General features: G+C 73.9%; 18 protein-coding genes. 7 read left to right on the forward strand and 11 right to left on the reverse strand.

Annotated elements, in window-relative coordinates; translation table 11 throughout:
- Window positions 1-8: 8 nt before the first annotated feature.
- Together ACH4MY_RS31585 and ACH4MY_RS31590 are read right to left on the reverse strand one after the other, a co-directional pair.
- Window positions 9-698, reverse strand: a complete 690-nt coding sequence (locus ACH4MY_RS31585) for a response regulator (RefSeq protein WP_398007287.1) — start codon at window positions 696-698, stop codon at window positions 9-11.
- A complete protein-coding gene (locus ACH4MY_RS31590) occupies window positions 695-2020 on the reverse strand; it encodes a sensor histidine kinase (RefSeq protein ID WP_398007289.1) in 1326 nt (441 codons plus the stop codon). Before ACH4MY_RS31590 ends, ACH4MY_RS31585 begins: the two co-directional genes overlap by 4 nt.
- Before the next feature lie 431 nt (window positions 2021-2451).
- Between ACH4MY_RS31590 and ACH4MY_RS31595 the strand changes: the two genes are divergently transcribed.
- Both ACH4MY_RS31595 and ACH4MY_RS31600 read left to right on the forward strand, forming a co-directional pair.
- Window positions 2452-3345, forward strand: coding sequence for an ATP-binding cassette domain-containing protein (locus ACH4MY_RS31595; protein WP_398007433.1), 894 nt, complete (start codon window positions 2452-2454; stop codon window positions 3343-3345).
- Window positions 3342-4145: an ABC transporter permease gene (locus ACH4MY_RS31600; protein ID WP_398007291.1), complete on the forward strand. Its 804-nt coding sequence runs from the start codon at window positions 3342-3344 to the stop codon at window positions 4143-4145. Before ACH4MY_RS31595 ends, ACH4MY_RS31600 begins: the two co-directional genes overlap by 4 nt.
- Before the next feature lie 27 nt (window positions 4146-4172).
- On the opposite strand, the gene ACH4MY_RS31605 is transcribed toward ACH4MY_RS31600, so the two are convergent.
- The 3 genes from ACH4MY_RS31605 to ACH4MY_RS31615 form a co-directional block, all read right to left on the reverse strand.
- Window positions 4173-5378 (reverse strand): FAD-dependent monooxygenase, encoded by a 1206-nt coding sequence (locus tag ACH4MY_RS31605; protein ID WP_398007293.1) that lies wholly within the window; start codon window positions 5376-5378, stop codon window positions 4173-4175.
- A gap of 105 nt (window positions 5379-5483) precedes the next feature.
- A complete protein-coding gene (locus tag ACH4MY_RS31610; protein WP_398007295.1) occupies window positions 5484-6104 on the reverse strand; it encodes a response regulator in 621 nt (206 codons plus the stop codon).
- Window positions 6104-7216 (reverse strand): sensor histidine kinase, encoded by a 1113-nt coding sequence (locus ACH4MY_RS31615; RefSeq protein WP_398007435.1) that lies wholly within the window; start codon window positions 7214-7216, stop codon window positions 6104-6106. Before ACH4MY_RS31615 ends, ACH4MY_RS31610 begins: the two co-directional genes overlap by 1 nt.
- A gap of 356 nt (window positions 7217-7572) precedes the next feature.
- On the opposite strand from ACH4MY_RS31615, the gene ACH4MY_RS31620 reads away from it, so the two are divergent.
- Window positions 7573-8112 (forward strand): heme-binding protein, encoded by a 540-nt coding sequence (locus tag ACH4MY_RS31620; RefSeq protein WP_398007297.1) that lies wholly within the window; start codon window positions 7573-7575, stop codon window positions 8110-8112.
- A 100-nt stretch (window positions 8113-8212) separates the two neighbouring features.
- A complete protein-coding gene (locus ACH4MY_RS31625) occupies window positions 8213-9649 on the forward strand; it encodes a M1 family metallopeptidase (RefSeq protein ID WP_398007299.1) in 1437 nt (478 codons plus the stop codon).
- Between the two features lie 172 nt (window positions 9650-9821).
- Here the strand turns inward: ACH4MY_RS31625 and ACH4MY_RS31630 are convergent, their stop codons facing one another.
- Complete coding sequence (locus ACH4MY_RS31630) at window positions 9822-10349, reverse strand: GNAT family N-acetyltransferase (protein ID WP_398007301.1); 528 nt, start codon at window positions 10347-10349, stop codon at window positions 9822-9824.
- Between the two features lie 124 nt (window positions 10350-10473).
- Complete coding sequence (locus ACH4MY_RS31635; RefSeq protein WP_398007303.1) at window positions 10474-11049, reverse strand: TerD family protein; 576 nt, start codon at window positions 11047-11049, stop codon at window positions 10474-10476.
- Between the two features lie 115 nt (window positions 11050-11164).
- Here ACH4MY_RS31635 and arfB point away from each other — a divergent pair, with 115 nt between their 5' ends.
- Window positions 11165-11602, forward strand: a complete 438-nt coding sequence (gene arfB / locus ACH4MY_RS31640; protein ID WP_398007305.1) for an alternative ribosome rescue aminoacyl-tRNA hydrolase ArfB — start codon at window positions 11165-11167, stop codon at window positions 11600-11602.
- A gap of 16 nt (window positions 11603-11618) precedes the next feature.
- Here arfB and ACH4MY_RS31645 read toward each other — a convergent pair whose 3' ends face one another.
- On the reverse strand, window positions 11619-12182 hold the full coding sequence (locus ACH4MY_RS31645; protein ID WP_398007307.1) for a flavin reductase family protein: 564 nt from the start codon (window positions 12180-12182) through the stop codon (window positions 11619-11621).
- A 432-nt stretch (window positions 12183-12614) separates the two neighbouring features.
- Here ACH4MY_RS31645 and cdgB point away from each other — a divergent pair, with 432 nt between their 5' ends.
- Complete coding sequence (gene cdgB, locus ACH4MY_RS31650) at window positions 12615-14393, forward strand: diguanylate cyclase CdgB (RefSeq protein ID WP_398007308.1); 1779 nt, start codon at window positions 12615-12617, stop codon at window positions 14391-14393.
- Window positions 14394-14488: 95 nt separating this feature from the next.
- A complete protein-coding gene (locus ACH4MY_RS31655; RefSeq protein ID WP_398007310.1) occupies window positions 14489-15454 on the forward strand; it encodes a CBM35 domain-containing protein in 966 nt (321 codons plus the stop codon).
- Here the strand turns inward: ACH4MY_RS31655 and ACH4MY_RS31660 are convergent, their stop codons facing one another.
- The 3 genes from ACH4MY_RS31660 to ACH4MY_RS31670 all read right to left on the reverse strand — a co-directional run bounded on the left by ACH4MY_RS31660 (window position 15455) and on the right by ACH4MY_RS31670 (window position 18636).
- Window positions 15455-16381, reverse strand: a complete 927-nt coding sequence (locus ACH4MY_RS31660) for a 1-phosphofructokinase family hexose kinase (protein WP_398007312.1) — start codon at window positions 16379-16381, stop codon at window positions 15455-15457.
- A 150-nt stretch (window positions 16382-16531) separates the two neighbouring features.
- The gene (nagA, locus tag ACH4MY_RS31665; protein WP_398007313.1) at window positions 16532-17686 is read right to left on the reverse strand and encodes an N-acetylglucosamine-6-phosphate deacetylase; all 1155 of its coding nucleotides are present in this window, start codon (window positions 17684-17686) and stop codon (window positions 16532-16534) included.
- On the reverse strand, window positions 17686-18636 hold the full coding sequence (locus tag ACH4MY_RS31670; RefSeq protein WP_398007315.1) for an ROK family protein: 951 nt from the start codon (window positions 18634-18636) through the stop codon (window positions 17686-17688). The genes nagA and ACH4MY_RS31670 overlap by 1 nt, the downstream gene beginning before the upstream one ends.
- Window positions 18637-18719 lie beyond the last annotated feature (83 nt).

The raw sequence follows: 18719 nt of genomic DNA on the forward strand, positions 1-18719 counted from the left end.
CGATGGTGTCACGGCGCCAGGCCCGCCTCGTACGCGAGGATCACCAGCTGCACCCGGTCGCGGGCGTCCAGCTTGGTGAAGAGGCGCGCCACGTGCGCCTTCGAGGTGGCCGCGCTGATGTGGAGCCGCTCCGCGATCTCGCCGTTCGACAGGCCGCGGCCGACGAGGGCGAGCACCTCGCGCTCCCGCGCGGTGACTCCGGCCAGGGCGGGCGGCGGGAGGGGCGCGGGCCCGGGACGCCCGGACCCGGCCCGGCCGGGCTCCGGGCGGGCGGCGAACTCCTCGATCAGACGGCGGGTGACGCCCGGTGCGATCAGGGCGTCCCCGGCGGCGACCACCCGGATCGCCGCGAGGATGTCGTCCAGGGCCATGTCCTTGACCAGGAAGCCGCTCGCGCCGGAGCGGAGCGCGCCGTACACGTACTCGTCGTCGTCGAAGGTGGTGAGGACGAGGACCCGGGGTGCGCCGGGGCCCGCCGTGACGATCCGGGTGGCCTCGATGCCGTCCATGCCGGGCATCCGCACGTCCATCACGACCACCTCCGGCCGCAGGTCGCGGGCGAGCCGGACCGCTTCGGCGCCCGTGCCCGCCTCGCCGACCACGGCGAGGTCGGGGCTGTCCGCCATCAGGACGCGCAGCCCCGCCCGTACCAGCGGCTGGTCGTCGACGAGGAGGACCTTGATGGGGGCGGCACTCACGGGGTGGGGGTTCCTTCCTGGGCCGGGAGAGACGGGCGCGTGCGCGTGCGTGGAGGCGTCGGCGGAGTCGGGTGGGGGAGGGGCAGGACGGCGGTCACGTGGAAGCCGCCGCCGGGGCGCGGGCCGGCGGAGAAACGTCCGCCGAGGAGCGCCGTCCGTTCGCTCATGCCGACCATGCCGTAGCCCGTTCCGCCGGGGGAGGCGGGCCCGGTGCCAGGGCCGGCCGGGCCGTCGTCGGTGATCTCGACGAGCAGGGCGTCCTCGCCGCGTTCCACGGTCACCCGGCAGGTGGGCGTGCCCGCGTGGCGTACGACATTGGTCAGGGACTCCTGGACGATCCGGTACGCGGCCAGATCGACCTCCGGCGGCAGCGACCGCTCCGGGTTCCCGAGGTGCCGGACCTCGACCCGTACCCCCGCGTCCGCCGTCGAGGCGGTGAGCCGGTCCAGGTCGGCGAGGCCGGGCGCCGGGCCGAGCGGAGCGGACCCGTGCCCCGGGCCGTGTCCGGCGGCGCGCCCGGAGCCCTGTCCGGAGCCCTGCCCGGAGGCCTGTCCGGGGGTGTCCTTCGCCGAGGCCCGCAGCGCGCCCAGGGTGCGGCGCAGACCGGCCAGGGTCTCCCGGCTTGTGGTCTCGATGGTGGCGAGCGCGTTGCGGGCCTCGGCGGGCTGCGTCTCGATGACCCGGCGGCCGACGCCCGCCTGGATGGCGATGACGCCGATGCTGTGCGCGATCACGTCGTGCAGCTCGCGGGCGATCCGCAGCCGCTCGGCGGTGACGGCCTCGGCCGCCGTCCGGGCACGCAGCTCCGCCGCGTGCGTGCGCCGCTCACGGGTGGAGTGACCCAGCAGCCCGGCGGTGAGCAGGGCGAGCGCCAGGGCCACGACCGTGGTGACGAAGATGTTGTGGCCGGAGGTCACGTACAGCGCCGCGCCGATCTGCACGGTGAGCGTGACCGCGGCGGCGGGCAGCGTCACCCGGAGCGGACGGTGGGCCGCCAGCCATCCGACGCAGACGTCGGCGGCGAGCACCGGAAGGTACGTCAGCTCGGCCTCCGGCCGGGTCGTGGCCCCGGCGAACAGGCCGACGAGGAGCAGCCCGAGCGCCACCTCGGGCCTGCGCCGCACGAGGGGCAGCAGGAGGCCCACGCCGACGGCGGTGAGGAAGAGCCGCAGCCCGGTGGAGCGGTACGGTCCCGCCTGCACCCCCGCGAAGAGGACGAACGGGTGCGCGGCGGCCGCGCACCAGGCCAGGACCGCGGAGCCCCGCCCGCCGGGGGCGGGGGCGGGCGCGGAGGTGCCGGTGGGCGGGGCGGTGGCGGGCATGGGCCGATCGTAGGTGTGGGCGGGCGGCCGGGCATCGGCCTCCGGGCGTACGCCCGGGGGCCACTGTCGCCGCGCGTTTGCCGCCGGCGGGCCGATGCCGGCGGGGGTGCGGTCCCGGCAGCGTGGACCGGGTGATCGAAGTCCACGAACTGACCAAGCGTTACGGCCGCCGGCCGATCGGCCCGCTGCGGTCGATCCGCCCGCAGTGGCTGATCCGCCCGCGGGGCCCGCTCGGCCCACCGACGCCGCTCGGCCCCGCCGACGGGAAGTCCGGCACGGCGGGCGACCGCCACCCCGCCGCCGCCGACCACCACCACCCCGCCGCCGCCGACCACCACCACCCCGCCGCCGCCGCCGACCACCACCACCCCGCCGCCGGCCGCGGCCCCGCCGCCGACCACCCCGCCGCCGACCACCCCGCCCCCGGCCGGCTGGCCGTCGACCGGCTCGGGTTCACCGTGCGGCCCGGGCGGGTGACCGGGTTCCTCGGGCCCAACGGGGCCGGGAAGTCCACGACCCTCCGGCTGATCCTGGGGCTCGACGAGCCCACCTCCGGGAGCGCGACCGTCGGCGGCCGGCGGTTCCGGGAGCTGCCCCGGGGGCTGCGTCACGTCGGGGCGCTGCTCGACGCGCACGACGTGCACGGCGGCCGGACCGCCGAGGGGCATCTCGCCGCGCTCGCCCGCACCAACGGCATCCCGCGACGCAGGGCCGGGGAGGTCCTCGAAGAGGTGGGTCTCGCCGAGGCGGCCCGCCGCCGGATCGGCGGTTTCTCCCTCGGGATGAAGCAGCGGCTCGGGATCGCCGCCGCGCTGCTCGGCGACCCGCCCGTGCTGCTCTTCGACGAGCCGGTCAACGGCCTGGACCCGGAGGGGGTGCTGTGGGCGCGCGGGCTGTTCCGGCGGCTCGCCGCCGAGGGGCGCACGGTGTTCGTCTCCAGCCATCTGATGAGCGAGATGGAGCACACCGCCGACGACCTCGTCGTCATCGGCCGCGGACGGCTGATCGCCGCCGAGAGCCTGGCGGACTTCGCCGCGCGCGGCACCCGCCGCGGGGCGACCGTGACCGTGCGGACCGCCGACCCGGCGGCCGGGCCGGGCCTCGCCGCGGCACTGGCCGCCGCGGGGGCGACCGTACGAACGGCGGAGGAGGGGCAAGCGACGTTGAGCGTGACCGGCCTTGGCGAGGACCGGATCGGGGTGATCGCCTTCCGGCACGGCACCCCGCTCGCCGGACTGGCCTCGCGCGGCTCGTCCCTGGAGGAGGCGTTCATGGAACTGACCGCCGACAGCGTCGAGTACCGGCAGCGGGGAGGAGCCCGGTGAACGCCCGCTTCCGTGATCTGCTGGCCGGCGAGTGGATGAAGCTGTGGTCCCTGCGCTCCACCCCCTGGGCGTTCGGCGTCGGCGCCCTCGCCGTCCTCTGCGTCAACCTCAACGCGACCCTCGCCGACTACCGGAACTACCCGGGCTACCCCGAGGGCATCCGCGAACTCTTCGTGCCCGTCTGGGCGATGCGGGACGCGTTCACGCTCGGCGGGGCCATGGTGTTCACGCTCGCGACCGGTGCCGTCGGGGCGCTCGTGATCGTCGGCGAGTACGGCACCGGGCAGATCCGTACGACCTTCGCCGCCGTGCCCGACCGGCGGGCCGTGATCGCGGCGAAGACGATCGTCCTGGCGGGCGTCATGCTCGTGTACGGGGCGCTCGTCGCCGGAGTGTCCTTCGCCGCCACCCAGGCGGTGCTGTCCGGCCGGGACGTCGGCATGCCGATCGACTACCCGGGCGCGGCGACCGCCGTCACCGCGTCCGCGCTGCTCGCCCCCGTGTGCGCGCTCGTCGGCTTCGGCCTCGGGGCGCTGCTGCGGCACACGGCGACGACGATCGTCACCCTCACCGGCGTCCTGCTCCTGCTGCCCGCGCTCGTCGACGGCCGCAGCCGCTGGTCGGCGACGGTCCTGCACGCCCTGCCGCAGGGCGCGTGGAAGCGGCTGACGGAGGTGGGGGACTCGCCGGTGCCGGTGGAGTTCCCGTGGACGGCGGGCGGGGCGTGGACGGTGTACGCGGTCTGGTCGCTCGCCGCGGTGGCGGTGGCCCTGGTCGCGGTCCACCGCCGGGACGTGTGAGGACCGGCCCGGGCGAGGAGCGGACGGTCAGCGGCGGCCGTGCACCGCGCGGGCCACGCGCGGGCCCAGCCAGCGCTTGAGGCGGCGCAGCGGCTCCAGCTGCTCGGCGGCCCGGTCGATCCGGTAGTAGAGCTGCGGCGGGATGTGCGGGAGCAGCGGCGAGTGGCGCTGGCCCAGGAGCGCGAACATCCTGGCCGGCTCCAGGCGCATGTAGCGGGGCAGGTTCTCGTACCACTGGGCGCTGTAGCGGGCCGCGCTCTGCGCGGAGACGAGCTCGGCCCGGCGCCGCTTCCCGTACGTGGTGAGCGCGGTGTCGAGGTCCCCGCCGGAGCGCAGCGCGTCCGCGAGGGCGAGCGCGTCCTCCAGGGCCAGGGTCGTGCCCGCGCCGATCGAGTAGTGCGTGGTGTGCGCGGCGTCGCCGAGGAGGACCAGGTTGCCGCGGTGCCAGACCCGGTTGGTGAGGGTGCGGAAGGTCAGCCACTGGGCGGGCTCGTCGGCCCGGTCGCGGCCGATCAGCTCGTGCCGGTCGAGGAGGTCGTGGAACAGCTTCTCCAGGAGGTGGAGGCTGTCGGCCTCGCCGAGCGTGTCCAGGCCGAGGCCCGTCCAGGTCTCCGGGGAGCACTCGACGACACAGGTGGAGCGCTCGCCGCTGAACCCGTAGGCGTAGCACCAGATCCAGCCGTGCTCGGTCTCCTTGAAGGCGAAGCTGAAGGAGTCGAAGACCTTGGTGGTGCCGAGCCAGACGTACTGGTTGCGGCCGCTCGTGACCGTGCCGCCGAAGTGGTCGGCGTGGGCCTCGCGGAGCGCGCTGTTGACGCCGTCGGCGGCGACGACCAGATCCGCCTCGGCCAGTTCGGGCGCGTCCGGGCCGGGGATGTCGTGCTCGAACTCGACCCGTACGCCCAGCTCCTCGGCCCGGTCGGCGAGCAGGGCGAGCATCCGCCGCCGCCCGATGCCGAAGCCCGCGTCGCCCCGGTGGACGGTCCGCTCGTCGCGGACGATGGCGACCCCGTCGGTCCAGGTCACGGAGGCGTCGGAGACGGCGGCCGCGGACTCGGGGTCGCCCGCGCGGAGCTTGTCGAGCAGCCCGGCCCAGTACGTCACGCCCCAGCCGTACGTGGAGCCCGCCGGATTCCGCTCGTACACGGTGATCTCATGGGCGGGGTCCTGCCGCTTCAGCAGGATCGAGAGGTAGAGGCCGGCGGGACCGCCGCCGACGATCGCGAGCTTCACGTGCGCTCCCACTGGAACTGACCGGGCCTGAGGCATGACACCGTGCTGTCGAACGGCAACGCACAGTAGCAGTGGTGAGGCCCCGGGTACGCGCGAAGCGCGGTTCTACGGCAGCAGGCGTCGTTCCTTCGCCACCGCGACCGCGCCCGCGCGCGTGTCGACGCCGAGCTTCGCGTAGATGCGGCCGAGGTGGGTCTTCACCGTCGCCTCGCTGATGAACAGGGCCCGCGCGATCTCCCGGTTGCCGAGACCGTGCCCCAGCTGGCCGAGGATGTCCCGCTCCCGGTCCGTGAGGCTCGGGCCCGCCGCGCCCCGCATCCGGTCCATGACCCGGCTCGCGACCGGCGGGGAGAGGGCGGTGCGGCCCTGGGCCGCCGCGTGGATGGCGGCGAAGAGCTCCTCGGGCCGCTCGGCCTTCAGGAGATAGCCGGTGGCGCCCGCCGCGATCGCCCGGGTGATGTCGGCGTCCGTGTCGTACGTGGTGAGGACGAGGACATGGACACCCGTGGGCGCGATCAGCCGGGTCGCCTCCACGCCGTCGATGCCCGCGCCCAGCTGAAGGTCCATCAGGACGACGTCGGGCCGCAGCTTCGCCGCCATCGCGACGGCCTCCTCACCGCTGCCGGCCTCGCCGACCACCTCGATGTCGGGGGTGCTGCCGAGCAGGGCCAGCAGTCCGGCGCGGACGACGGCATGGTCGTCGCAGAGGAGGATCCGTACGGACATCAGGACTCCAGGGAGAGCGGGATCGCGGCCGAGAGCACCGTGCCCTCGCCCGGGGTGGACTCGACTGTCAGGGTGCCGCCCAGCTGCTGCGCCCGCACGCGCATCGCGGGCAGCCCGTGACCGCGTACCCCGCCCGGCTTCTCCACCGGGTCGAAGCCCCGGCCGTCGTCGGCGATGTCGAGGACGACCTGGTCGTCGAGGTAGGTGAGGGTCAGGGCGGCGGCGTCGGCGCCGGCGTGCTCGCGGATGTTGGCGAGGGCGCCCTGCGCGATCCGGAGGAGTGCCGACTGCACCCGTTCGGGGAGCGGGACCGCGGCCCCGTCGACCCGGAAGGCCGCCGACTCGCGGGCGGCGAGACCGCGCAGCGCCTCTTCGAGGCCGCCGCCCTCGGCGAGGTCGGCGGGCGCCAGGTCGTGCACGAAACGGCGGGCCTCGGCGAGGTTGCGTTCGGCGATGGACTCGGCCGTACGGACATGGCGGCGCGCGGTCGCCGGATCGCTGTCCCAGGTGCGGTCGGCCGCCTGGAGCAGCATCTGCTGGCTCGACAGGCCCTGCGCCAGGGTGTCGTGGATCTCCATCGACAGACGCTGGCGCTCGGCGAGCGTGCCCTCGCGGCGCTCGATCGCGGCGAGTTCGCGCCGGGTGCGGATCAGGTCGTCGATGAGGGCCCGCTGGCGGGCCGCCTGCCGGTCGGAGTACACGAAGACCCCGGTGGCGATGGCGGCCACGGCCGGCGGGGCGACGATCAGGTTCGGGTCCCAGCCGCCGTGCGCGAGCTGAACCTGCGCGAACACCACGAACGCGGTGAGCAGGGTGACCAGGCCGAGCGCGGCCCGCGCGGGGAGGGTGCGCAGTCCCGTGTAGAAGAGCGGCACCGCGCACCAGGCGAAGCTCGGCGCGAGGACGACGAGGAGGATCCAGACGGCGACGACGGTGCTCAGCCAGGCGATCCGGCGGGGCGCGGCGCGGGTGCCGACGACGGGGCCGAGGAGATAGAGGGAGGCGAGGGCGCCGGAGAGGGCGACGATCCAGGGGCTGCGGTCCTCCCAGGGGTGGCGCAGCAGGAAGCGGGCGAGCGAGGCGCCGAGGAGGAGGAAGAAGGCGATGTGCATGACCCGTGCGAGCCGGGGGGCGTCCGGGTCCTGGTCCGTCTCCGTCGGCGGCCGTGTCACATTCTCACCTTCCTGACCTGGGCATATGTGTCCATCCTGGCCCGGAGGGACCACGAGGGCATCAGCCGATCGGCTGACCCGGCCGTCCTCCAGTGTGCGTGAGGAGGGCAGCCGGACCGTGGACCGTACGGCCCGGGTGGCGGCCACAGGATGGATGGCAGAGCGAAGGAGCGGCCCACACCGCACCGCACGGAGCGGCACACCGCACCGCACGGAGCGGCGTACACCGCCCCGCCGCTCGGCCGACCTCCTCACCACCCCCTCCCCGTCCCTCCCCTCACCTCACGGAGTTCCTCATGAAGAAGATCCTCTTCGGTGCCACCGCCGCCGCCGTCCTCGCCGCCGGCACCTTCGGCGCGGTCTCCGCGAACGCCTCCGCCCCGGCCGCGGCCCCCGCCGCCGTCGTCCGCGCCGACGCCGGCAACGACAACCTCCAGCAGTCGACGCATCTGACGATCGAGGCCGCCACCAAGGCAGCGCGGGCCGCCCTGGACGCCGCCGAGAAGGAGAACCAGCGCGTCTCCGTCGCCGTCGTCGACCGCAACGGCAACACCGTCGTCACCCTGCGCGGCGACGGCGCCGGCCCGCAGTCCTACGAGTCGGCCGTCAAGAAGGCCTACACCGCCGTCTCCTGGAACGCCCCGACCTCGGAGCTGGCCAAGCGCCTCACCAACGCCCCGAACCTGAAGGACATCCCCGGCACCCTCTTCCTCGCCGGCGGCGCCCCCGTCACCGCCAAGGGCGCCCCGATCGCGGGCATCGGTGTCGCCGGCGCCCCCTCCGGCGACCTCGACGAGAAGTTCGCCCAGGCCGGCGTCGCCTCCCTCGGCAAGTAGCACGGCCGTGGCCTCCGGCCACCCACAGCCGGCGACGGCGCCCGGATCCCCCGCCGGGCGCCGTCGCCTTTTCCCCATCCGCCCTGCTTAGGATCGGTACGTGACCTCGCGCAACCGGACCGGAGCAGCCGCGGGCGGCCTGGCCGCCGCCCTCACCGCCCTCACGCTGCTCGCGGGCGGCTGCACCGGGGCCACCGGCGGAGTCCGGGGGACCCCCGGGGCCGCCGGGCTGCGCGACCCGTACTTCCCGAAGCTCGGCAACGGCGGCTACGACGTCCGGCGCTACGCCCTCACCCTCGCCTACGACCCGGGGACCGGGCGGCTCGACGGCACCGCCGAGATCACCGCCCGCGCCACCCAGGACCTCAGCGCCTTCAACCTCGACCTCGCCGGTCTCACGGTCGCCGGGGCGGCCGTCGACGGCGCCCCCGCCGCGGTCAACCGGGCGGGGAACGAGCTGACGCTCCGGCCGCGCGAGGAGATCCGGGACGGCGCGGAGTTCCGGACCACCGTCACGTACGCGGGCGTGCCCGAGTCGATCACGGACGCCGACGGCTCGCGGGAGGGCTGGCTGCGGACCGCCGACGGGGCGGTCGCGGTCGGCGAACCCGCGGGCTCGACGACCTGGTTCCCCGGCAACCACCACCCCTCCGACAAGGCCGCCTACACGATCACGCTCACCGTCCCGGCCGGGCTCGAAGGCGTCTCCAACGGTGTCAGGACCGCCCGCCGGACGGAGGCCGACGGCCGTGTCACCACCGAGTGGCGGGCGACCGAGCCGATGGCCAGCTATCTGGCGACGGTCGCGATCGGCCGGTACAAGACGGACGAGCACGTCGGCAGGACCGGCGGCACGGGATCGGCGCCTCCCGCCCCGGTCCCCGTCCTCACCGCCGCCGACCGGTCCGTCGTCGCGAGCACTGCCGCGCTGCGGGGCGAGATCCCCGGGATCCTCACCCGGCAGATCCGGCGCTTCGGCCCGTACCCCTTCTCCGCCGCCGGGGCGATCGTCACCGAGGACGGGTCCCTCGGGTACGCCCTGGAGACCCAGACCCGGCCCGTCTTCCCCGCCGCCTCCTTCGACCGGACGACCCTCGTCCACGAGCTGGCCCACCAGTGGTTCGGGAACTCGGTGTCCCCCGCGACCTGGCGCGACCTGTGGCTGAACGAGGGGTTCGCGACCTACGCCGAGTGGCTGTACACGGAGGAGTACGAGCACGTCCCCGCGCGGACGCACTTCGAGCGGGCCTTCGCGCAGGAGGCCAACTGGGCCTTCCCGCCGGCCGCCCCGCCCGCCGCGGAGAACCTCTTCGACCCGCCCGTGTACCAGCGGGGCGCGATGGTCCTGCACAAGCTGCGCGAGACGGTCGGCGACCGCACCTTCGACGAGATCCTGCGCGGCTGGCCCGCGAAGTACCGGCACGCCAACGCCTCCACGGACGACTTCACCGCCTACGCGGAGTCCGTGGCCGGCCGGGATCTCGACGAGCTGTGGGACGTCTGGCTGTTCGGCGAGGGGAAGCCGGGCGCGCCCTAGGGTCTGTCGTCACATTCCCGTCTGCCCCGCGACGCCTGGCACGCACTCTCGCCGCACCGGGCGAAAGTGCGAGTACGTCCAGTACGAGCACTTCCCCCCCGGCACGCCGAGAGCACGCACCAGACGCCGCAGGGCCGCCCTGCGGGCGACGACGGGAATGTGACGACAGACCCTAGGGGGTGAGGCCTTTGCGCAGGACGACGCACGGGCGGCCGTGGGCGAGGTCGGGGCGGCGGCCGGTCTCCTCGTATCCGAGGGAGGTCCAGAAGGCCAGTGCCTTCGGGTTGTTCTCCAGGACGGCGAGCCGCAGACCGGTGCGGCCCTCGGCGCGGAAGCGGTCCTCGACGTACGAGGCGAGCCGGCGTCCGTGACCGGCCCGGCGCTTGTCGCCGTGGACCATGAGGAGCCCCAGCCACGGTTCGGGTTCCGCCGGGTCGGGGTGCCGGCCGAGGGTCACGGCGACGGCGACGAGCCGGCCCTCGGAGCGGGCGAGGAGGACCTCGGCGGTGGGTTCGGCGAGCTCGTCGGCGAGGGCGGCCGCGACCTGCTCGGGGCGGATGTCGGACGGGTCCGGGAAGTCGCCGCTGAGCTGCTGGAACTCCTCGTTGGACGCGTACAGCGCGGTGAGTTCGGTGAGCAGCGGGCCGGGGAGGGCCGCACCGTCCTCCAGGGCCTTGGGCGCGAGGGTTTCGACGATCACGCGGAAAGGGTAGAGCCCCGGCGGGGAATCCCGGCCGGGGCTCGGCGCTCCGTAGGAGCGGACACGTCGGCGGTCGACGCCGACGCCGCAGGACGATGCCGGCGTCAGCGGTCGACGCCGTACGTCAGAGGTTGACGCCGAAGTCGCGGGCGATGCCCTCGAGGCCCGAGGCGTAGCCCTGGCCGACCGCGCGGAACTTCCACTCGGCGCCGTTGCGGTACAGCTCGCCGAAGACCATGGCGGTCTCGACGGCGGCGTCCTCGGAGAGGTCGTAGCGGGCGAGCTCGGCGCCGCCGGCCTGGTTCACGATGCGGATGTACGCGTTGCGCACCTGGCCGAAGTTCTGCGAGCGGCTGACCGCGTCGTAGATGGAGACCGGGAAGACGATCTTGTCGACGGTCGGCGGGAGGCCCGCGAGGTTGACGTTGATCTGCTCGTCGTCGCCGCCGCCCTCGCCGGTGCGGTTGTCGCCGGTGTGGACGATGGTCTGGTCCGGCGTCGACTTGTTGTTGAAGAAGACGAAGTGCGCGTCGGACGCGACCTTGCCGGCGGCGTCCACACCGATCGCCGAGGCGTCGAGGTCGAAGTCGGTGCCGGTGGTCGTACGGACGTCCCAGCCGAGGCCCACGGTGACAGCGGTGAGGCCCGGGGCCTCCTTGGTCAGAGAGACGTTGCCGCCCTTGGACAGGCTCACAGCCATGGAAAGTCCCTTTCATCGTGGTGTCGTCGCCTGGAGAAACGCGCAGGCACCTCCAGCGGTTCCCGTTGGGTTCCGGGCGAAAACAGGATGACTCCGATGGCCCCCTGCGGGGAACATGGGGGGCATGGCCGGTCCGTATCCCATCCGCGGCTCCGTCTCGCTTCCCGAGGCCGAGCTCCACTGGCGTTTCTCGCGTTCGTCGGGCCCGGGCGGACAGCATGTGAACACCAGCGACTCACAGGTCGAGCTCCGCTTCGACCTCGCGGCCACCGAGGCGCTGCCCGAGGTGTGGAAGGCCCGCGCCCTGGAGCGGCTCGCCACCCGCCTGGTCAACGGTGTGGTGACGGTCCGCTCCTCGGAGCACCGCTCCCAGTGGCGCAACCGCGAGACGGCGGCGGTCCGGCTGGCCGCACTCCTCGCCGAGGCGACGGCCCCGCCGCCGAAGCCCCGCCGGCCGACGAAGATCCCGCGCGGTATCAACGAACGCAGGCTGCGGGAGAAGAAGCAGCGCTCGGAGACCAAGCGCACACGGCAGTCCCGCGACTGGGGCTGAGCCCCGTGCGGCACGCTCAGGACAGGTGCCGGTACTTCCCCTGGTAGTACGTCAGCGGGCCGCCCTCGGGGGACAGCGCGCCGACCGTCAGGACCCGGCCCACGACGAGCGTGTGGTCACCGGCGACGACCCGGCTCTCCGTACGGCACTCCAGGGCCGCCAGCGCGCCGCCCATGAGCGGGGCGCCGCTCTCCTCGCCCCGGGCGTACGGCAGGTCGGCGAAGAGGAGCCGGTCGCTGACGCGGTTCTTCATGGCGAAGCGTCCCGCGATGTGCCGCTGGTTCTCGGCGAGGAGCGACACCGCCCAGACGGGCACGTCGGTGAGCAGGTCGTCCATGCGGGAGCCGTTGCGGAGGCTGACCAGGACCAGGGGCGGGTCGAGGGAGACCGACATGAAGGCGGTGGCCGTCATGCCGACGTCCTCGCCGCGGGGGCCGTCGTCGGGGTCGTGCGCGGTCACCAGGACCACACCGGCCGCGAGGCGGGACATCGCCGCCCGGAACTCGTCGTTGCTCACCCCCTCAGCATGAGGGATGGCCAGATCGGACACGGGGGGCGAGGCGGGGGTCTTCTGCAGCACACTCGCACGCTAGTCCGGTCCCCGCGGGTGCCGCATCGGGCCGGGGGACCAGTCGGCCACCCCCGCCGGTCCTAGGACCCGGGGCGGGACCCGCGGGCCGGCAGGCCTCGGGGGCGGCCCCCGGGGACGGGCCCGAGGCGATCTCCGGGACGCTCTCGGGCGGTCTCCGGGGCTGCCCCCGCGGGTCTCGGGGGCCGCCCTCGGCCGGTCTCCGGGACGGCTCCCGGGCCGTCTCCGGGGCGCCGGGGCAGGCGGGTGTCGGGAGCAGCACGCGACCCGCCATGACCTGCTGTGACTTGAGTCACAGAGCCGAGTATTTGCTGACCCTGTGTACCGGGTGCGCAGCTCGCTGTGATTCAGTGGCGGTGACAGTGCAACACAAAGCCGATGAGAACCCTGGAGTTGCTGTCGAGGTCTCGGGGAGAGCGAGCGATGGAGACCGAGTCGGAGCCGTACGTCCGTCTCTCGACCCTGCGGCAGCTGCATCAGGTCGTGGCGGACCTCAACACTGCGCGCAGCCTGGCGGACACCCTGCAGACCGTCGCCGACGGTGTGGTCGCCGGTCTCAACTACGAGCTGGCCTGCGTCAACCTCGTACGCCCCGACGGTGACCTCGTCGTCGCCGCCTTCGCCGGAAGCTCCGCCGCCGAGGCCCTGATCACCGGCCGGGTCGGCTCCCGCGCCTCCTGGGAGCGGCGCCTCACCATGGCGACCGCCTGGGGCGACCTGCGGTTCATACCCCACACCGAGGGCTGGGTGCTCATGGAGGACGACGTCCCCCAGTGGCACACCGACGGCCCCGCGCCCCGCTTCGAGGACGAGTGGCACCCGCACGACCGCCTCTACGCCCCGATGTACGCGTCGGGCTCCGGCCGGGAGCTCCTCGGCGTCATATCCGTCGACCGCCCGCGCAACGGCCGGCACCCCGGCCCCTGGGGCCAGGAAGCGCTCCAGATGTACGCCTCCCAGTCGGCGATCGCCATCAGCAACGCACGGCTCCGCTCCAACATGCAGCGGGCCCTCGTGCGGCTGGAACGGGAGCAGCAGGCGCTGCGCGCCAGCGAGGAATCCTTCCGGCAGGCCTTCGAGTACGCGCCCTCCGGCATGGCCATCGCCGAGATGGGCGGCGACCAGCACGGCCGGCTGCTCCGCACCAACGACGCCCTGTGCCGCCTCCTCGGCCGGCCCGCCTCCGTGATGCGGCGCTACTCCTTCGCCGACCTCGTCCACCCCGAGGACATAGGGACCCTGCTCCGGACCTCCGCCGAGGGCGGCCGGGCCGAGCTGCGGCTCGGCCGGCGCGACGGCACCTATGTGTGGGTGTCCCTGCGCAACTCGGTCGTCGCCGACACCGCCGACGGGCCCCGCTTCCTCCTCACCCACGTCGAGGACATCGAGGAGCGCAAGCGTCACGAGCTCCAGCTCGCCCACCGTGCCTCGCACGACGCCCTCACCGGCCTCCCCAACAGTGCCGAGCTGCGCTCCCGGCTCTCCGCCCGGCTCTGCGAGCGCCCGGCGGCGCAGGCCGCGGCCGAGCAGGCCGCCGGGTACGGGGGCGGTTACGAGTCGGGGCGGGACGGCGGCTACGACACGGGCCGGGGCTCCGCTCCCTCCGCCTACGTCTCCGGTCACGCCGCCGGCCCCGGCTACGGCTCGGGAAACCCCTCCGGGAACCCGGGCCACTCCGGCTACGAGACGACGTACGAGCACGAGCACGAGCACGGCTTCGGTTTCGAGCCGGCGGGCGGCGCCGGCCCGTACGACCACCATGTCCACATCGTGGCCCCCACCGGTGGTGACGTCGACGACGGTACGAAGGGGCTCGCGGTCCTCTTCTGCGACCTCGACGGCTTCAAGTCGATCAACGACCGCTTCGGGCACCACACCGGGGACGCGGTCCTCATCGAGGTCGCCCGCAGGCTCACCACCGGGGTCCGCGACGGGGACACGGTCGCCCGGCTCGGCGGTGACGAGTTCGTCGTCCTCGCCGACGGCCTCGGCGCGGCCGACGCGGCCGACCTGGCCGTACGTCTGCGCAACGCGATCATTCCGCCGATCCGGGTGGACGGGCGGGCGGTCCGGGTCGGGGCGAGTTTCGGCATCGGCTGGGCGGAATGCGGGATGTCCGTGGAAGAGGTCCTGAACTCCGCCGACCAGCGGATGTACGTCGAGAAGCGCTCCCGCGCCAAGGTGCACCGGCGCGCCGGCTGAGGCTCCTGACACGCCCCGGGCCGCTTCGGGGGCTGGTCCGTTCGAGGTAGGCTCGGCCGGTCGGCGACGGCTGGCGAGCATGGAGAGGAACCCGGATGGCTGCCGGTAACGACGGCGCGAACAAGCCCGAGAACGACGACCCGTTCGGCTACCTGTACGAGGACGGTCAGGCCGCGGGTGCCCAGCCCCCGGGCGGGGGCGGCTACGGCTACCCCGGCCCCGCGCAGGCTCAGCCCGGCGTGCCCCGGACCTCGTACAACCAGGTCAGAACGGTCGGCGAGCGTCAGTACGGCGGTCAGCAGCACGCGCAGCCGTACGTGCCGCCGCAGCAGCAGGCCCCGTACGGCCAGCCGCAGGCGCAGTACGCCGCCCCGGAGACCTACGGCGGTCCGCCGACCCGGCAGGTCCCGCCGCAGCAGCACGGCGGCGGCTCGGGCCGCGGCCCCAACACCAAGGGCATCCTCATCGGCGCGGTCGCGGTCGTCGCGGTCGTGGTGATCGGCATCACGGCCGCCGTGATCTCCAACAGCGGCAACAAGGACGACAAGGACAAGCAGGCCGGCGGCGGCACGACCCCGACGGCCCCGTCCACGGTCTCCGAGGAGCCCACCACCGAGCCGAGCGACGACAAGACCCCGGCCGAACTCCCGAAGCAGGACGCGGCCACGCTGAAGCTGGGCGGCAACGCCGGCCTCGCGAAGGACGTCAAGGGAGCCGAGGGCTCGGACGGCACGTACGTGGCGGGCTTCAACCAGGCCGGATCCTCGGTGACCTGGAAGGCGAACATGCCGACGGAGGGCAAGTACCGCCTGACTGTGCGCTACGCCATCCCCGCCGTCGACGCCAACGCCACCCTGACGGTCAACGGCAAGCCGAACTCGCAGCCGATCGGACTGAAGAACTTCATCCACTCCTCGGACCCGAACCTGGAGAAGAACTGGCAGACCACCTGGGCGCCGGTCACTCTCCAGAAGGGCGACAACGAGATCAAGATCTCGTGCGAGGCGGGCAATCAGTGCGACGTGCTGCTCGACTGGCTGGAAGTCACGCCGCCGCAGTAGTCACGGCCGGTCCGGTTCCTCGACGACCTTCACCCGGGGCAGCAGCTCCTCGTAGGCCGACGGGTCGAACTCGCCGGCCACCGGGGAGAGGACCGTGGCCGCCGAGAGGGCTACCGCGCGGGCCAGGCGGTCGGGCCACGGGGTGTCGTCGACCAGGCCGGACAGCAGGCCCGCCACGGCGGAGTCGCCCGCGCCCGTGGGGTTGCCCTTGACGGCCGCCGGCGGGGTCGCCCGCCACAGGCCCTCGGGGGTCGCGGCGAGCAGGCCTTCGGGGCCCAGGGACGAGACGACCGCGCGGGCGCCCCGGCCGCGGGCTTCGCGGGTGGCGCGCAGGGGGTCGCGGGAGCCGGTGAGCTGGGCGAGTTCGTCGGCGTTCGGCTTGACCAGGTCCGGGCGGGCGGCGATGCCCCGCCGCAGGGGTTCGCCGCTGGTGTCGAGGAGGACGGGGACTCCGGCCGTACGGGCGAGGCGGACGAGTTCCGCGTACGCCCCGACGTGGATGCCCGGCGGGAGGCTGCCGCAGAGCGCGATCGCCCGCGCACCGTCCAGGAGCTCCGTGAAGCGGACGCGGAAGGCGGTCCACTCGGCGGCGGTGACGGTGGGGCCCGGTTCGTTGAGCTGGGTGGTGTCACCGGTCGTGGTGTCGACGATCGCGACGGTGCGGCGGGTGGGGCCGGCGGTCTCGACGAGCTCGTCCCGGACCGGGGTCGCGGCCAGCTGCTCGCGGAGCACGGCACCCGTGGCACCGCCCGCGAAGCCCGTCGCGACGGTCTCGTGGCCGAGCGCGGCGAGGACGCGGGCGACGTTGAGGCCCTTGCCGCCGGGGCGTTCGATGACCTGGGTGACGCGGTGGGAGGCGTGCGGGGTGAGGGCGGGGACCCGGTAGGTCAGGTCCACCGCCGTGTTGAGGGTGACTGTGAGAATCACCTGTCCGACCCCCGTACTCCGTGTGAAGTCTGTGGGAACGCTCGTTCCGACGGGCCCTGATCATGCCAAACGAAAGGCGGTAGGCCCAGCCCCTCGGCCCACCGCCCTTGCACGGGACGTCCGATGACGCCTGATCGGAGTGACTCCTGGTCAGGCGGCGGTGCCTCTCGTCGGGTCGACGATCCACTCGCCCTTGCGCATGACGCCCTTGAGGTTGAACTCGGCGTCGAGGACGACGATGTCGGCGTCCTTGCCGGGTTCGAGGGAGCCGACGCGGTCGTACACGCCGAGCAGGCGGGCCGGGTTGGCGGAGATCGCCTGGACGACGGATTCGACGGGGATGCCGTCGACGGTGACGGAGCGCTTGAAGGCGCGGTCCAGGGTGAGGGTGGAGCCGGCGATGGAGCCGCCCTCGACGAGCCGGGCGACGCTGTCCTTCACCTCGACCTCCAGGGGGCCGAGCATGTAGCGGCCGTCGCCGAAGCCCGCGGCGTCCATGGCGTCGGTGATGAGGGCGACGCGCTCGGCGCCCGCGTGGTGGAAGGCGAGCTCCAGGGCGGCGGGGTGGAGGTGGGTGCCGTCGTTGATGAGCTCGACGGTGATCCGCTCGTCCTCCAGGAGGGCGGCGATCGGGCCGGGGGCGCGGTGGCCGAGGGCGGGCATCGCGTTGTAGAGGTGGGTGGCGACGGTGGCGCCGGCGTCGATGGCCTCGACGGTCTGCTCGTAGCTGGCGTCGGTGTGGCCGATGGCGGCGATCACGCCGTGCTCGGCGAGCAGCCGTACGGAGTCGAGGCCGCCGGGCAGCTCGGTGGCGAGGGTGACCATCTTGGCCCGGCCGCGGGCGGCGTCGATCAGCTTGCGGACGTCGGCGGGGTCGGGGTCGCGCAGCAGCGTCTCGTCGTGGGCGCCCTTGCGGCAGGGGGAGATGAAGGGGCCTTCGAAGTGGAGGCCGGCGATCTCGCCCTGTTCGGCGAGTTCGGAGAGGAGTCCGGCCCGCTGGGTGAGGAAGTCCATCTCGCCGGTGACGAAGGAGGCGACGACGGTGGTGGTGCCGTGCAGGCGGTGGGTGTGGACGCCCTTGAGGACCTCGTCGACGGTGCCGGAGGTGAAGGAGGCGCCGCCGCCGCCGTGGTTGTGCATGTCGACGAAGCCGGGGACGAGCCAGTGGCCGGTCAGGTCGATGCCGGGGGCGCCCTCGGGCGAGCTGCCCGCGATGCGGTCGCCTGCGACGATCACGCGTCCGTTCTCGACGATTCCGGTGGGCAGCACGACGTGTGCGCCGGCGAGAACCTTGTGATCGGCCATCAGGCGGAAACCTCCGAGTCGGTGGGGCGCTGTTCGGCGAGCAGGTCCCAGGCGAGGAGGCCCGCGCCCAGGCATCCGGCGGTGTCCCCGAGGGCCGCCGGGACGATGGCGGGCAGCTTCTGGAACGTGACTCGCTCCTCCACCGCGGCCCGGAGTGGTGTGAACAAGGTTTCCCCCGCCTCGGCCAGTCCGCCACCGATGATGAGCGTGCGCGGGTCCAGCAGGGTGAGCGCCGTGACCAGGCCGTCGGCGAGGGCGTCGACGGCGTCCTGCCAGATCCGGAGGGCCGTGGCGTGGCCGGACTCGACGGCCTTGGCGCAGTCGGCGGCATCGGCCTTCGGGTCGCCGCAGGCCTCGGCCCAGGCCTGGGAGACGGCGGAGGCGGAGGCGTACCGCTCCAGGCAGCCGCGCTGGCCGCAGCCGCACTCCGTACCGCCGGGGCGGACGACGATGTGGCCGATCTCGCCGGCGTAGCCGTGGGCGCCGGCTTCGATGCGGTCGCCGATGCCGATGGCGCCGGCGATGCCGGTGCCGAGGGGGACGAAGAGGAAGCGGTCGGCGCCGTTGCCCGCGCCGATTCGGCCTTCGGCGAGGCCGCCGGTGCGGACGTCGTGGCCGAGGGCGACGGGGATGCCGTCGAGTCTCCGGCTGAGGAGTTCGCGCATGGGAACGTCGCGCCAGCCGAGGTTGGCGGCGTAGACGGCGATGCCGTTCTCGGCGTCGACGATTCCGGGGACGGCGACTCCGGCGGCCGCGGCGGGCTCGCCGTAGCGCTCCTGGCCGAGGACGCGGAGGTCTTCGGCGAAGCCGAGGATCGTCTCCACGACGGCGTCGGGGCCGCGGTCGCGCCCGGTGGCGCGGCGGGCCTCGTGGAGCAGGGTGCCGTCCGCCCCGACTAGGGCGGCCTTCATACCGGTGCCGCCCACATCCAGGGCGATGACGTGTCTCACGGGTGACAGTTTGGCGCGCGGAGACCCAAAAGGTCTAGTCCACTGCCGAGGATTGTTGCGTACGGATACAAATTCGGGACCCG

The sequence above is a fragment of the Streptomyces sp. NPDC017246 genome, assembly GCF_044331325.1.
Classification (GTDB): domain Bacteria; phylum Actinomycetota; class Actinomycetes; order Streptomycetales; family Streptomycetaceae; genus Streptomyces.